This is a genomic window from Geobacter benzoatilyticus (genome assembly GCF_017338855.1).
Taxonomy (GTDB): Bacteria; Desulfobacterota; Desulfuromonadia; order Geobacterales; family Geobacteraceae; genus Geobacter; species Geobacter benzoatilyticus.
In genome coordinates this window covers 902,480-916,725 of sequence record NZ_CP071382.1, presented here as the reverse complement: position 1 = coordinate 916,725, position 14,246 = coordinate 902,480, and the positions used below count along the sequence as shown (strand labels likewise).

At 56.2% G+C, this 14,246-nt stretch carries 15 protein-coding genes and 2 tRNA genes; 4 read left to right on the top strand and 13 right to left on the bottom strand.

Going from position 1 to position 14,246, the window contains the following annotated elements:
* Nucleotides 1-76 precede the first annotated feature (76 nt).
* Nucleotides 77-409: a hypothetical protein gene (locus tag JZM60_RS04365; protein WP_207164297.1), complete on the top strand. Its 333-nt coding sequence runs from the start codon at nt 77-79 to the stop codon at nt 407-409.
* Here the strand turns inward: JZM60_RS04365 and JZM60_RS04360 are convergent.
* The 5 genes from JZM60_RS04360 to JZM60_RS04340 all read right to left on the bottom strand — a co-directional run bounded on the left by JZM60_RS04360 (nt 406) and on the right by JZM60_RS04340 (nt 5,701).
* Entirely contained in the window at nt 406-1,485 is a 1,080-nt protein-coding gene (locus JZM60_RS04360) for a protein-glutamate methylesterase/protein-glutamine glutaminase (protein ID WP_207164296.1), read from the bottom strand. The genes JZM60_RS04365 and JZM60_RS04360 overlap by 4 nt on opposite strands.
* A 7-nt stretch (nt 1,486-1,492) precedes the next feature.
* A complete protein-coding gene (locus tag JZM60_RS04355) occupies nt 1,493-2,386 on the bottom strand; it encodes an HDOD domain-containing protein (RefSeq protein ID WP_207164295.1) in 894 nt (297 codons plus the stop codon).
* A 17-nt stretch (nt 2,387-2,403) separates the two neighbouring features.
* Nucleotides 2,404-3,237: a CheR family methyltransferase gene (locus JZM60_RS04350; protein ID WP_207164294.1), complete on the bottom strand. Its 834-nt coding sequence runs from the start codon at nt 3,235-3,237 to the stop codon at nt 2,404-2,406.
* Nucleotides 3,238-3,279: 42 nt separating this feature from the next.
* On the bottom strand, nt 3,280-5,136 hold the full coding sequence (locus tag JZM60_RS04345; RefSeq protein WP_207164293.1) for a chemotaxis protein CheA: 1,857 nt from the start codon (nt 5,134-5,136) through the stop codon (nt 3,280-3,282).
* Between the two features lie 70 nt (nt 5,137-5,206).
* Nucleotides 5,207-5,701 carry a chemotaxis protein CheW gene (locus tag JZM60_RS04340; protein WP_207164292.1) on the bottom strand — a complete coding sequence of 165 codons (495 nt, stop codon included), beginning with the start codon at nt 5,699-5,701 and terminating at the stop codon, nt 5,207-5,209.
* Between the two features lie 74 nt (nt 5,702-5,775).
* On the opposite strand from JZM60_RS04340, the gene JZM60_RS04335 reads away from it, so the two are divergent.
* Genes JZM60_RS04335 through JZM60_RS04325 form a run of 3 tightly spaced genes read left to right on the top strand, consistent with a single transcriptional unit; the run spans nt 5,776 to nt 8,311 of the window.
* The gene (locus JZM60_RS04335) at nt 5,776-6,078 is read left to right on the top strand and encodes a hypothetical protein (RefSeq protein ID WP_207164291.1); all 303 of its coding nucleotides are present in this window, start codon (nt 5,776-5,778) and stop codon (nt 6,076-6,078) included.
* Between the two features lie 55 nt (nt 6,079-6,133).
* Nucleotides 6,134-7,528: a sigma-54-dependent transcriptional regulator gene (locus JZM60_RS04330; RefSeq protein WP_207164290.1), complete on the top strand. Its 1,395-nt coding sequence runs from the start codon at nt 6,134-6,136 to the stop codon at nt 7,526-7,528.
* Nucleotides 7,529-7,537: 9 nt separating this feature from the next.
* Complete coding sequence (locus JZM60_RS04325) at nt 7,538-8,311, top strand: lytic transglycosylase domain-containing protein (RefSeq protein WP_207164289.1); 774 nt, start codon at nt 7,538-7,540, stop codon at nt 8,309-8,311.
* Nucleotides 8,312-8,383: 72 nt separating this feature from the next.
* Here JZM60_RS04325 and JZM60_RS04320 read toward each other — a convergent pair.
* From JZM60_RS04320 to JZM60_RS04285, 8 genes are all read right to left on the bottom strand, one after another.
* A tRNA-Glu gene (locus JZM60_RS04320) sits at nt 8,384-8,461 on the bottom strand.
* Between the two features lie 51 nt (nt 8,462-8,512).
* A tRNA-Lys gene (locus JZM60_RS04315) sits at nt 8,513-8,588 on the bottom strand.
* A 70-nt stretch (nt 8,589-8,658) separates the two neighbouring features.
* Entirely contained in the window at nt 8,659-9,951 is a 1,293-nt protein-coding gene (locus JZM60_RS04310; RefSeq protein ID WP_207164288.1) for an adenylosuccinate synthase, read from the bottom strand.
* A 13-nt stretch (nt 9,952-9,964) separates the two neighbouring features.
* On the bottom strand, nt 9,965-11,269 hold the full coding sequence (locus JZM60_RS04305) for an ATP phosphoribosyltransferase regulatory subunit (protein WP_207164287.1): 1,305 nt from the start codon (nt 11,267-11,269) through the stop codon (nt 9,965-9,967).
* A gap of 168 nt (nt 11,270-11,437) precedes the next feature.
* Nucleotides 11,438-12,958, bottom strand: coding sequence for an FG-GAP repeat domain-containing protein (locus JZM60_RS04300; protein ID WP_207164286.1), 1,521 nt, complete (start codon nt 12,956-12,958; stop codon nt 11,438-11,440).
* An 81-nt stretch (nt 12,959-13,039) separates the two neighbouring features.
* Nucleotides 13,040-13,363: a nucleotidyltransferase domain-containing protein gene (locus tag JZM60_RS04295; protein ID WP_207164285.1), complete on the bottom strand. Its 324-nt coding sequence runs from the start codon at nt 13,361-13,363 to the stop codon at nt 13,040-13,042.
* Nucleotides 13,330-13,725 (bottom strand): HEPN domain-containing protein, encoded by a 396-nt coding sequence (locus tag JZM60_RS04290; protein WP_207164284.1) that lies wholly within the window; start codon nt 13,723-13,725, stop codon nt 13,330-13,332. The genes JZM60_RS04295 and JZM60_RS04290 overlap by 34 nt, the downstream gene beginning before the upstream one ends.
* 143 nt (nt 13,726-13,868) lie before the next feature.
* Nucleotides 13,869-14,150: a hypothetical protein gene (locus JZM60_RS04285; protein WP_207164283.1), complete on the bottom strand. Its 282-nt coding sequence runs from the start codon at nt 14,148-14,150 to the stop codon at nt 13,869-13,871.
* Nucleotides 14,151-14,246 lie beyond the last annotated feature (96 nt).

Below are 14,246 nucleotides of genomic sequence, written 5' to 3'. Positions count from 1 at the left end.
CTTCCAAAGACTTGATTCGGGACTCCATTTTATGCAACGTATTCCCGCTTGTCTACACCATGCATGAGGTAACTACATGGCTTTTTTTGCGGATATGAGGCTTTTTGCCATTGTCGCGGCCAATGCCCTTTTCCCACGTACGCAAACGGGCGGCGCTCCTGGATGGAACGCCGCCCGTCAACATGCTCCCGGCCCTCAGGGATTCTCCCCGGTGGAGCCCGGCGACATCCCCGGCATCCTTGCTGACCCGTCGCGTGCCGTCAATGATGATGGGGTGCTCGCGCTCTTCTTTTCCGGCTGCCCGGCCGCTGCCGCTCCGTTTCTCCTCTTTCGCCTCAAGCGGATGGGGTACTCCAGGTGTTGCGTTCAGGTTGTCCCGGGCGGCCTGACCCTTGCCGCACGCCGTTAGCCGGCGATCTTCGAGATCTCGGGTCCTATCTGGGTCAGGGGAAGAATCGTATCGGCAACCCCTCCTTCAATGCAGGCCCTGGGCATGCCGTAAATGGTGGAGGTTGCTTCGTCCTGGACGATGGTGCCTCCTCCCGCAGCTTTGAGATGTTTCATCCCCTTGAAGCCGTCAGCGCCCATGCCGGTCAGTATGACTCCGAGCAGCGATCCGTTGCAGGCATCGGCAAAGGTGGTCAGCATATGGTCGACCGAGGGGATGTAGATGTACTGGGGGCACTCGGAGGTGGGAATGGTGCGGACGGCTATGGTGCTTCCCTGGCGGACCAGCGCCGTATGTACGCCGCCGGGGGTCACGAGCACTACGCCCGGCTGGACGATATCGCCGGCCTTTGCCTCTTTCACCTGAAGCGAGCACTTGGTGTTGAGCCGTTCGGCGTAGGGACCGGTGAACGCCTTGGGCATGTGGATGGCAACTACGATCCCGTGGGGGAAATTGCCCGGTATCCGGCCGAGAACTTCCTGAATAGCCACCGGGCCGCCGGTGGATGCGCCGATTCCCACGTATTGGTAGTGCTGACCCGTCAGCCGGGGGCGCGCAACGGGGCGTGGCGGCACCACGACCCGCGGCTGCGGGGCGGTTTCCACCAGGGACCTGCCGAGTATCGAGGCTGCGGCTCCCTTTACCTTCCGCAGCAGTTCCTCCTTGAAGGTTTTCTGGGCGTCGATACTGTCGGTGACGTTTTTGGGGATATAGTCGATGGCACCGGCATCAAGGGCGTCGAAAGTGGCTTTTGCCCCCTCGCAGGTGAGAGTGGAAACCATCAGTACCCTTGTCGGAGCCTTGACCATAATCTGTTTCAAGGCTGCAATGCCGTCGAGGCGGGGCATTTCAATATCCATGGTTATCAGGTCGGGTCTGAGGGTCAGGGCCTTTTCCACTCCCTCTACCCCGTCCATGGCTATTCCGACAACCTCGATGGCAGGGTCCTTCTCCAGAACACTCCGTATAACCATCCGCATGAACGATGAGTCGTCAACAACGAGTACGCGCAGCTTTCTAGGTTGATTCAGGGGCATGATGCCGTTACCTGTCCTTGAAAATATTCGTTACCAGCTCGCGGATTTCTTCTACTTCATCATCCAGTTCGTAACAGAACCGTTCCACATCGAAGCCAGCAAGCTTTCCGCCTTTGTCCTGTATCATTTCCCATGCCGGCTCATCGGCTAGGGAAAAACTCGTCCATTCCTTCCCGCCGTAATCCAGGTTGCGTACCGTACAGAATAGGTCTGCAAGATTCACGATGGCGGTGAGCCTAGGTGCATTTTTCGCCTCCTGAGGTGCGTGATGACAGGCTATGATCTCGCAGTAGTCGGGGGGGAAGTGCCACTCGCGCGCGAGACATAGCCCCACTTCGCAGTGGGTGGTGCCGAGAATGCGCTCTTCCGCCTCCACAAGCTGTGCCGGCGTCTCTTTGATGGTGTCCACGATCTTCTGGAATTCGTCTTTCAGGTAATAGCTCAGGAAAACTTCGCCGATGTCGTGGACGAGGCCGCCGATGTAGGCCTTTTCGGTATCGTGGTATCCCACCTTCGCGGCGATCAGGCGCGCCACGATGCCGACGCCGAAGGAGTGCTCCCAGAACGGTTTCACACCGATAACCCCGTCTTTTCCCTCGAAACTCTGGATAAAGGCGCAGGTGAGGATGAATTCCCTGATGTGCCGAAGCCCCAGGTAGACCAGGGCACCTTTGAGGGACGTGATAACGGTGGCCGGCCGGTAGAGCGGAGAGTTGACCATCTTCAGTACTCGCGCAGCCATGACCTGGTCGGTGAGAAGGAGTTCCGCCACCTGGTCTATCTCCACCTCTGGCTGATCCAGGAGCGAAAGAACCTGGGTGGCTACGGCGGGGATTGTGGGGAGATCGGTCATCCCCCGGATCAGAGCGGCAGCTTTTTCCATTTTACTTGATTGTTCCACGCTATCCGTTCCGCCTTTCACTTTTTGTACGCAAATCCGCCGGGGAAATGGACCGTTTTGAACTTGTCGTTTACGCCGTGCAGGGATTCGGACTGCCCCACGAAGAAGTAGCCGTAGGGCTGAAGGTTGTTGTAATAGTGCTGAACCACCTTGGTTTTGGACGCCAGGTCGAAGTAGATGAGGACGTTGGCGCAGAAGATGAAGTCGAAGCTCTTCATGAAGACCATTTTTGCGTCTTCGTAGAGGTTCAGATGGCTGAAGGTTACCAGTTTCTTCACGTCGGGCGAGAGGACAAAACGTCCGCCGGCCTCTTCGCGGAAGTATTTTTTCTTGTAGAAATCCGGGGTGTTGCGTACCGAGTAAGCGGTGTAGACCCCATCCCGCGCCTGGGCCAGGATCGTTTCGCTGATATCGGTTCCCACGATCTCTATGATCCAGTCCTTAAGAATCGAAGTGCGTTTTTCCAGGAGAAGCATGGCCATGGTGTAGGCCTCTTCGCCCGATGACGAGCCGGCGCTCCATATCCTGAGTTTGCGGAAGCCTATTTTCCCCTTGGTCGCCACGACTTCGGGGAGAAAAACATTTTCCAGGGCCTTCAACTGGGGAGGGTTGCGAAAGAAGCAGGTCTCGTTGGTGGTGATTTCATCCAGAAGCTTCAGCATTTCGTCGGATTTGGTCCGGGTATCCTTCAACATTCCCATATACGCAATGAGACTGGGTGCGTTGGTCGCCTCAAGGCGGCGGGAAAGGCGGCTTTCCAGGAAATACTTCTTGCTTGAATGAAAGTACATTCCGCAGTGATTGTAAATGAAGTCCCTGAAGAATTCGAAATCCTTGTCGGAGAGTGTCACGAGTGTTCCTTTATCACGCTGGTTTGTGTCTTTAATGCCGGGTCAGGCCGCCATGCGGCCGCTTCCGCCTCCGTCGCTGTTTTCAAGAAGTCCCGCCGGGTCAATGATGAGCGTTACCCGCCCGTCACCGAGTATGGTGGAGCCGGCAATGCCGGGGAGATTTGCCAGGTACTTGCCGAGGGACTTGATCGCCACCTCCTGCTGTCCCAGAAGCCGCGAAACCACAAGCCCGACGCGCTTTTCCGCCACACCCACCACGACCACGTAGCAGGCGGTCCGGCTTTTCGAACTCGGCGCCACATTGAAAATTTTCTGCAGCCGCATCAGCGGGAGCACCGAATCGCGCAGCTTCAGCACCTCCTGGTCGCCAATGGTGTGAAATTCCCGCTCGTCCACCCGAAGCGTCTCCATTACTGCCGCCAGGGGGAGCGAGTAGGTTTCATCCTCCACCTCCACCAGAAGCGACTGGATGATGGCCAGGGTGAGGGGAAGCTTCAGGATGAACTCCGACCCCTGCCCAAGCTCGCTGCGGATGTCGATGATGCCGTTCAGCTTTTTAATATTGGTCCGGACCACGTCCATGCCGACGCCACGCCCCGAGAGGTCGGTGGCCTTTTCCTTGGTGGAGAAGCCGGGGAGGAAAATCAGATCCATAAGCTCGCGCTGCCCCATGGCGGCAAGCTGCTCGTCGGTCACCAACCCTTTCTCCTTGGCTTTTCTGGCAACGACATCGGTGTTTATTCCCTTGCCGTCATCCTTGATGCTGATGACGATCTGGTTCCCCTCGTGGGCTGCCGAGAGGATAAGGGTCCCCTTGCGGGGCTTGCCTGCTGCAACCCGTTCGTCGGGGGTCTCCAGACCGTGATCCATGGCATTGCGAATCAGGTGTATCAGCGGATCGCCGATTTCGTCCACCACCGACCTGTCCAGTTCCGTCTCCTCGCCAAGGATCACCAGGTCCACATCTTTGCCCAGATCCCTGGCCATGTTGCGTACGATGCGTGGAAACTTCTTGAACACCTTTTCCACCGGGATCATCCGCATCTTGAGAACCTGCATCTGGAGTTCCGAGGTGACGAAGCTGATACGCTTGGAGAGTTTGCTGAACTCTTCGCCGAAGATGGTGTCATCGCCCCCCTGGAAGTCGGTGTTGAGCTGCATCATCCGGTTGCGTTCCAGGACCAGCTCCCCCACCTGGTTCATAAGATCGTCAAGCCGCTTCACATCAACCCGGACCGTGGAGTTGTCGGACAGGTCGTCGCCCTTCTTGTCATCCCTGGGTGCAGGGGGCGGGGCAGTTTTGGCGCGGGGTGGCGCCTCTGGGGCCTTGACCGGTGCCGTGTCAGGGGTTGGGGCGGGCTCTGGCGCGGGTTGAGCAGCCGTTTCCACGCTTTCCTGTGTATGGGTTTCCAGGGGCTCCTGGGGCGCCGGCGGTGTTTCATCCACCACGGGCGGAGTGGTTGCTGCCGCGGGGGGCGATTGCTTCAGTACGGTTGCTTCCTTGGCGTTTTCCGAGAGGAAGGGGAGGAGTTTGCCGATGGTCTCGTCGATCTCTCGCTCGACGATGTCGCCACCCTTGATGTCGCTCACCAGGAGCTTCACCAGGTCAACCGCCTCCAGAATCACATCCATGATTTCAGGCGTCACCTCAAGCTCGCCGCGACGCATGCGGTTCAGGACGTCCTCTGTCTTGTGGGTTACTTTCACGAGGAGCTCAAAGCCCAGGAAGCTCGATGCTCCCTTAACCGTATGAATCGACCGGAAGATGCTGTTCATGAGCTCCGTGTCCGCAGGAGCTTTCTCCAGGGCAACCAGGTCGTCGTCGAGTTTTTCGAGTAACTCAAACGTTTCGGTCAAAAAACCTTCAAGAAGTTCTTGGTCTTCGCACTCTATCGCCATGTGCTGTTCCTCGCGAGCGTAGATGAAATGTGGAGCATTTCAAATTTAATTCTCGGCATTGCCGTACGTGTCACATTATACCGCTGAAAAGCTGCCGCTCTTCACGGGAGACTAGTTTTTCCAGGTTCAGGAAGAAGAGGAGCCGATCGGTCTGGTTGATTACGCCGGCCAGACACTCCTGCTCAATGGCGCTGTTCACCACAGCCGGCGGCGGCTGTATCTCGCTCTCGGATATTCTTATCACCTCGGAGACCGCATCGACCACGAACCCCATCAGCTCGCCTTCCATATCTATAACCATGATCCTGGTCTGGTTGCTGGTTTCCCCCTCCGGGAGATTGAAGCGCTTGCGCATGGAGATGATGGGGATCACCTTGCCCCGCAGGTTGATGACACCCTCAATATAGTGGGGCGTGTTGGGGACGCGGGTGATGCTCGGCATGCGGATAATTTCACGTACCTTGAGTACGTTCACCCCGTATTCCTCCTGCTCCAGCTTGAAACTCACGAGCTGGATCAGTTCGTTCCTCGATTCTTCAACTTTGGTCTGAAGGGCGGTTTCCATAATTTTCTTCCTCCGGATTTATTCCGAATTATCGGGGGGATTTTTTTCCTTGCGGCCAAGTATGCCGTATCTATATGCAAAGAGTGTTCTCTTACTCCGGTTATGGGCCTTTTTTGAGTATCCTAATAAATAGCAAGACTTGCGTATTTATACCTATCGGCTTAAGAGCCGAAAATTTTAGGAATTTTTTTACTGGATTCCCGATGGTTTACAGCTTGCTGAAAAAATTGACACTTGGGGAGGCCGGCGCTGGTGAGGCGCTTGTGCCCTTGGGGGGTGGAAAGAGCCGAAAAGTGAGAGCCGTTTCAAAGGGTTCTGTCGCAAAATATTTTTTTGGCGCTCGTCATTTTGTTGACTTTTGTCAGGATTATGACTAGTGTGGGGCGTCAAGAAAACCAGCTCCCATATACCCATTCCCTTGTCGAGGAACCCATGGATACGCCACGATTGCTCATTGCCGACGACGATAAAAAAACTCGCGATTTTGTTGCGGCTTTCCTTAAGTACAAAGGGTACGAGGTGGTGCAGGCCTGTGATGGTCAGGATGCCCTCGACAAGCTGGAGACCGAGGAGGTTCATCTCGTTATAACAGACTTGATGATGCCTCGGGTGAACGGTCTCGAGTTCGTCAAAAAACTGAAAGCCATGCGACCCGGCACCGTCATCATAGCCTATAGTGCTTTCGGCAACTATGAAATGGCTTCAAATCTCCTGAAAGCGGGAGTGTTCTTCTACCTGGAAAAACCTTTCAATCTGGATGAGCTCGAGACCCATGTGAAGAGGGGGCTTGAGCACCAGTCGCTCCAGAGCCAGACCTACCGGACCAAACCGGCCATCAAAAACCGTGCTCTCATCCCCAATATCATCGGCGAAAGCTCGAAAATGCTTTCTCTTTTTGAGTTGATCGAGAAAGTAGCCGAATCCGATTCCACGGTCCTCATCCAGGGGGAGTCGGGGACGGGGAAAGAGCTGGTGGCCCGTGCGGTTCATGATCTGAGCACCCGTAAAACCCGCAACTTTGTCCCGGTCAACTGTGCCGCCATTCCGGACGAACTTCTCGAAAGCGAGCTGTTCGGCCATGTGAAGGGCTCTTTTACCGGCGCTGTGGCAAATAGGATCGGCCGTTTCGAAATGGCAGACCGCGGCACGCTTTTCCTTGATGAAATCGGCGACATGAAGCTTAACCTCCAGGTAAAGCTCCTCCGCGTGCTTCAGAATCGCGAACTGGAGCCGGTTGGCGCCACCCGTCCCAAGAAGATTGACGTACGGATTATTGCAGCCACCAATCAGAACCTGGAAAAACTCGTTGCCACCAAGCAGTTCCGTGAAGATCTCTATTACCGCCTCTCGGTCATACCCATCTTCATTCCGCCGCTCCGGGAGCGCCGTGAAGATATCCCGCTTCTGGTCAACTCATTCCTGGAGCGCTTCAACCGCAACAAGAAGAGCAAGGTCAAGGGGATTGATTCCGACGCCATGGAACTCCTTGCCCATTACGACTGGCCCGGCAACGTGCGCGAGCTGGAAAACCTGGTGGAGCGTCTTGTTATCCTCAAGGGATTCGGTTCCATCGGCGTCAATGACCTCCCCGAAAAATTTTCCGGCATTACCATAGCCCCCGCAGCGGAAAGTGTTACCCTTCCGGATTCAGGCATTTGTCTCAATACCGTGGTGGAAGAGTTCGAAAACAACCTCATCCTTCAGGCGCTCAAGAAGACCGGCGGCAACAAGAAAGAAGCCGCGCTGCTTCTGAATCTCAAGCGAACCACCCTCATCGAAAAATTAAAAAAGAGGAGACTCGATACAATTGCCACACCTTTTGCATAAGGTGTAGGCATGTTGATCGACACCCTAATCAATCGTCCGGCGGCTCCTGAATCCGCCAACGCCCCGGCTGATCGGAGCTCTTCCCGTGAATCCGGCACCGGCCTCGTTTTTGACGAGCTGCTCGCTGCCGGGGGGGTACAGCCGCAAACCGCGAAGTGGGTGCGTGCTTCCGTTGCCGCCGCAGCGGAATTGATGCGTCTTGACATGATGCGGAGCGCTTTCAGCATCGGCGATGTCGACGGTGTTGACAGCCCGCCGGCAACGGGGCGGGCGGTGGAGCTCATGCTTAAAAGCTTTGCCGAAAATGGCAAGGAACCCGTTCCGATGCAGGCCGAGACGTCCGGTTCGTCAACTCAGGAAATTTCCGACTCATCCTCCGTGCCTAGTGCGGAGTTGAACAGCGATAACTGGCTCGATGACGTAGTCAGCCGCGCATCGCGCCGTTATGGTGTCGAGGTGGGACTCATCAAGGCGGTGATAAAGGCGGAGAGCAATTTCAATCCCAATGCCGTCTCCCCCGTTGGCGCCAGGGGACTCATGCAGCTCATGCCGGCCACTGCCCGTGGCCTTGGGGTTACCGACTCCTTTGACCCCGAGCAGAACGTCATGGCCGGGACCAGGTTTCTCAAGGATCTTCTGCGCCGCTATGACGGAAACATCGACAAGGCCCTTGCCGCTTACAACTGGGGGCCCGGCAATGTCGACAGGAAACCACATCTCCTCCCCCGTGAAACCCGCGAGTATCTCGTCAAGGTAAAGGGTTATTACAATCAGTTTGCCTGACGTGACGCCGGCTTCAATTGGTCAAGGAATAAGAAAAAGCCCTTCCGCTCATTGCGGAAGGGCTTTTCTGTTTGGCGTCCCCTGCCGGATTTGAACCGGCGTCGCCGCCGTGAAAGGGCGGTGTCCTGGGCCGGGCTAGACGAAGGGGACGAGGGGAAAAGAAACCCGGTCAGAAAACTGACCGGGTTTCTTGTTTTTAAATGGTGAGCCGCGTTGGGATCGAACCAACGACCACCTGATTAAAAGTCAGGTGCTCTACCAGCTGAGCTAGCGGCTCGCAAGAGAAAATGATTTTTATCAGACTTGGCTTTATGCGTCAAGATAAAAAACAAAAAAGCTGAACTTTTTTATGCGAACGGGTTTCGGATGGTTATCGTTTCGTCGCGGCCCGGACCGACTGAGACGAGGACGATGGGGCATCCTACCAGCTCTTCAAGCCGTTTCACATACTGCCGCGCTTTCTCCGGCAGATCCTCAAAGCGGCGTGCTCCCCTGATGTCGCTCTTCCATCCGGGAATCTCTTCGTAGACAGGCTGACATTTCTCGAATATCGCAAGGTTGGCCGGCAGATCCTCAAGGGGTTTTCCCTCGTAGGTGTAGCCGGTGCAAACCTTGATGGTGTCGAAGTCGTTCAGCACATCCAGTTTGGTGAGCGCTATGCCGGTAAGGCCGTTTACCTGCACTGCAAACCGGACCACCATGGCGTCGAACCATCCGCAGCGCCGTGGCCGGCCGGTGGTGGCGCCGAATTCGCCGCCGGTCTGGCGAAGCTTTTCGCCGTCGTCGTCGAGGAGTTCGGTGGGGAAGGGGCCGCTGCCTACCCGCGTAACATAGGCCTTGGAGATGCCGATGATCTCGTGGATGTCCCTGGGGCTCACGCCGGAGCCGGTGCAAGAGCCGCCGGAGCAGGTGGAGGACGAAGTGACGAACGGATAGGTCCCGTGATCCACGTCGAGAAGAGTCCCCTGGGCACCTTCAAAAAGGAGCTTTTTCCCGGCCTTGATATCCTTGCTGAGGATTAGCGAGGTGTTGGCGACATATTTGCGCAGGGTTTCCGCGTAGCCGCTGTAGGCGGCATAAATCTCGTCGTAAGACATGGGGGCTTCGCCGAGCATCTTCTCGAGGATGAAATTCTTTTCTTCGAGGTTCTCCCGGAGCTTGCGGGCAAAAACCACGGGATCGAGCAGGTCCATGAGGCGGATGCCTCTCCGGCCGATCTTGTCCTCATAGGTGGGGCCGATGCCGCGGCCGGTGGTGCCGATCTTCTTGTCGCCGCTCTTGGCTTCACGGGCGATGTCGATCATCTTGTGGTACGGCATGATGATGTGAACCGACTCGCTGACCAGCAGGGCGCTGTCGTCCTGGAGGCGTCCCTTTTCCTTTAACCGGTTGATCTCCATGATGAAAACTTCCGGGTCGAGCACCACGCCGTTGCCGATGATGCAGCGCTTTCCCTTGTGGAGAATTCCCGACGGTATGAGGTGGAGTACGGTTTTTTCGCCGTTTACCACGAGGGTGTGGCCGGCATTGTTTCCACCCTGGTAACGAACAACATCATCCGCATGTTCGGTGTAGATATCGACGACCTTGCCTTTTCCTTCATCGCCCCATTGGGCGCCAACTACTACTACGTTTGCCATTGTCTTCTCCTTGTCAGGGAAGGATATTTAGTGAAAAATCGCTTGCGGCAAGGGCGGTTATTTTGACGGCCGTTCCCTTCCTGTCCGCAACCCGTACTATGTAGACTTCATCGGAGGCGCAATAATCGCCGCCGATAACCATCATTCTGCGTATGTTCATCCGCCGCGCGTAGTCCAGTGAATCATCGAAATTTCTGTGGATGATGTCGCGGGCGGTGGAGTAACCCCGTGCCCTGAGATTCTGGGCAATTTCAAGAGCTTCCCGGCGGTCGTCCTTGAGATTGAAGATGAGGATGTCGCGGGTTTTGCTCGCTTCAACGTCCGGGCGTTTCTCAAGGGCGTTCAGGAGAGCGAGGATGTTGAACGCGAAGCCTGTTGCAGGGGCCGGATAGCCATAGCGCCGGGTCAGGTTGTCATACCGGCCGCCGCTGCAGACCGCTTCGCCGATCCCGGTAACAAATCCCTCGAACGTGAGCCCGCTGTGGTAATCGAGCCCGCGAACCTCACCCAGGTCAAGGGTCAGGTGGCCGGAAACGCCGTGAATATCGAGAATGTCCAGTACCTGGGCGATGTTGTCCAGGGCTTTGCGTGAAGAATCGCTGGTAGCGACCTTTTGAGCCTCGGCCAGGATTTCGCGCCCGCCGAACAACCGGGGCAGTGCGGCAAGCTCTTCCTTGACCCGGTCTGCGATGGGCTCGGTTTCGAGAATAGCCTTGACCGCCGAGGAATCCTTCTTGCCGATCGCCTCCTGGAGCCGCCGGTGCGAATCGTCGCCAAGTCCCGCAGCCGCCATGACCCCGCGGATGAAGCCCACATGGCCCAGATCGACCTTGAATTCATCAAAACCGAGGCCCTTGAGGATCTCCACTGCCATTGCCACCATTTCGGCGTCGGCTTCGGGTGAGTCGAGACCGATCAGTTCGACTCCGGCCTGGAACATCTCGCGGCTTCGGCCCGACTGGAGCTCCACGTGGCGAAGCACCCGGCCAAGATAGTAGAGACGGAGGGGGAGGGGGCAGTTCCGCATGCGGGTTGCGACGATACGGGCCACCTGGGGGGTGATGTCCGAAGGGATGGCCAGGAGCTTGCCGGTCTGCCGGTCATCAAAACGGAAGGTCTTTTCCCGGAGGTCCTCGCCGAGGCCGATGGCCATAACGTCCTGGAACTCCAGCAGCGGGGTGATGATGCGCCGGAAGCCCCAGAGCTCGAATACCCCGCGGATCTTACCCTCGATGTAGCCGATCTTGTCGGCCTTCTCGGGGAGAAAGTCGGTTACCCCCTTGGGAAGGGGTGCTTCTATGGAAACGGGATCTGTCAACGGTAATCTCTGTAAGGTGTTGTGGAAGATAGTGAAAAAGCGCGCAAAACGCGAAAAATCCTAACAGTATAGCGGTCCGATGTCAATCAATTATATCCGCAGGGACAGACGAAAAAGGGGGCACGCGAGTACCCCCTTACAATCAGGCAGCGGAAAAAGCCATTTACGCTATTCCAGCCGCTTTACCGTTACGATGCTGGTTCCCTTGTTGAGGAGCCCCTCTTTCTTCACGACTTCGAGGGCCACGATTTCCTTGGCGCCAGGCTCATACACATAGTCGGCGAGGTAGTTCTGGCTTTGCTTGGTGTGCCAGACTTCGTCCAGGGACGAACCGTTCCAGGAAAAGGCGTAGAGGCTGCTCTTCTTGTAGGCGCGGTTGTTGCCGACGACGAACATCCCTTCATTTTTAGGTACGATCAGCTCGCCAGTCGGTGAAACGGTGATCCGTTGCTCCATAAAAATCCAGCGGAACGGATCTCCGGTAACTATGACTTTGGACAGGTCTTCGCGCTTGAAATACGTCTCGGAGCCGCCGAATTTGTCGGCGCTGCGCCACAGTTCCTCGCCGGCCGCGGAATAGATGATGAGATAGCCGTCTTCATTGATGACTGCGGTATAACTGCTGCCCGAAGCGTCGCGGAACCGGTTGAAGTTGTAGAGGTAACCGAATCGTGGGAGCTTGATGGGGTTTTTCAGTTCAAAGCGGTCGCCGTTTCTGACCAGTTCATACACGTCGCCGTAGTAATCGGCATCGGTGCTCATCTGCTGGGCGTAGATCGTGTAGTTGGCGCCTTCCAGGGCGATTCCCCGGAAATAATAGGGGAGCTTGGCCGCAATCCGCTTGAGGGAGTTCTTTTCCGCAACCCACACCTGGGAGGAGAGCGACTCACCATCCATGATGGTAACGTAGGCTTCCGGCGTCCCGTCTCCGTCAAGGTCGGCGGAATCCACCCCGATCACCCGCTCGCGGGGGGAGAAGGAGACTTCTGCCACCAGCTTAAGGGCGTCGCCCTTGCGATAGAGGCGCAGGGCTTGTTCGTCGGCAATGTAGAAATCCCGGGCGCCGTCATCCGCTTTTTTGCCGGCGGCAATGCCGATGAGGGTGCCCGTCAGCCTTTGGCTCATCCAGCCGCCGGAGGCGGTTTGGGTCAGATTCTGCGGTTTCACGATATCGCTTGTGGTGGAGGCCTTGATCACATCGGACGCTGCCTGCGGAGCTGAAGGGCGCACCACATCCGATACAGGAACCGCCACCGGCGCTGCAACCGGCTGCGGTACCATGACCACCCCCGGTTTAATCTTTTCGGCGATCTCTGCCGCCATGGCCTGCCCCAGCTTGCCCGCCGCGGGAATCAACTCATCCTGGCTTTCACCCTGCTGGAACGAGCGGGCGATGACCCGGCCGCTTGCATCCCTGGCCACTGCGTCGAGGCTGAAAATCTTGCCGAAGGCGATGTAGCTTCCCTTAACCAGTACATCGGCTCCCACGGGCGAATCCACGGAAAGCACCGAATCATTGCTCAGGCGCGAGGCGAACAGCGTCTGCAGCGTTGACTTCAATTCATCCTTGTTGGCGGCGCCGGTAATGGCGAATTCCGACACGTAGACCCTGATCTGGGCCGCAAGAAGAGTTGAGGCCGTTGAGAGGGCCACAAGCAGAACTGCGCAGAGAAGGGAAAGTCGTTTCATCGTTGCTCCTAACGGGTGTTTCGTTGAGATTCACATCTGTAAAGTAATGGCCGGGGAGTATGAGGGTACCATGCTCCGGGCTTAACGGATCTCGATGCCGTTTTTGACGATCTCGTCCAACAGCGTCCCGGGACGGACCTTTTTCAACTGGGAGGGCGAGTAGCCCAGAATATCCATGGGGCAGGGGATGTCGCGGGTTGCTCTTCCCAGTACTTTTGCTTTATCCCACAGTCCCATTCGCTCAAAGTATGGCGAAATTACAGCGAGATCAATATCGCTGTCTTCGTCTGCGCGGCCTGATGCCTGCGATCCGAAGATAAATGCCTTCTGAACGGGTACTCCCAGCGCGGCAAGGTTCTGCAGGTAATGCTCTACGATTTCTCTGATATCGATTGCTTGAGCCATTTCAGTAACTTTCTCGTCTCTCGGAGCACTTCCCCGGCTTTTGCCTGGTTGAACTCCCTGGAAAGTGATCTGAGGTCTTCCGGATACCTGGTGACGATGCTTACATTGTCGAGTTGTTCGACAAAATCCATGAATTGCTCAGGCATAACCAGTCCGGCTCTCTTGTACAGGCTGGCAAGGCTATGAATTTTGGGAGGAATGGAATCGGGAAAAGAAGCTGCCAGGACTGCCTTAAACATTTTTTCGAGAGACAGATGGCACATGAATACCACATACAAATACCGTCCCGCCTTAAGCATGGCCTCGGCAGTGCGCAAATCGTAGTTCGATGTGGCTATCCAGTTTTTTACGGTTGGGTCCATGGGCACTTACTTTCCAGCGAGGGATTATTGCAAACCGCCTCTACCATGTCAAAGCTTTAGTCGCCGTCTGAGCGGATGCAACGACGAAACGAAAAGAGGGGAGAGTCGCCTCTCCCCTCGGGGTGTTTCTAGTGCGAAAAGGATTAGTTACCGCCACCCTTGAGGATGGCGTCAAGCAGTTCGTTGGCCTCGTCCAGCTTCTGCTGGAGCTTCTTGATCTCGTCGGCGGAGTAAACCTTCTTACCCTTCTTGATCTCGGCGTTGAGCTTCTTGATCTTCTTCTGGAGAGTATCGACCTCCATGCCGCAGTTCTTGGACGCCAGAAGACACATGTCCTTCTCTTCCTTCGTCATTTCGGCTGCAAGAACCGGCACGGTAGCCGACATCATAAATGCTGCCATCAGCAATACGGCCATCTTTTTCATGGTTTACCTCCGGATGGATAGTTTGAACTTTCTGTTCTCTTAGTTAACCAGACAGTATGGTAAAGTCAAACGGCTAAAATCAAAGCACCGGGAGGA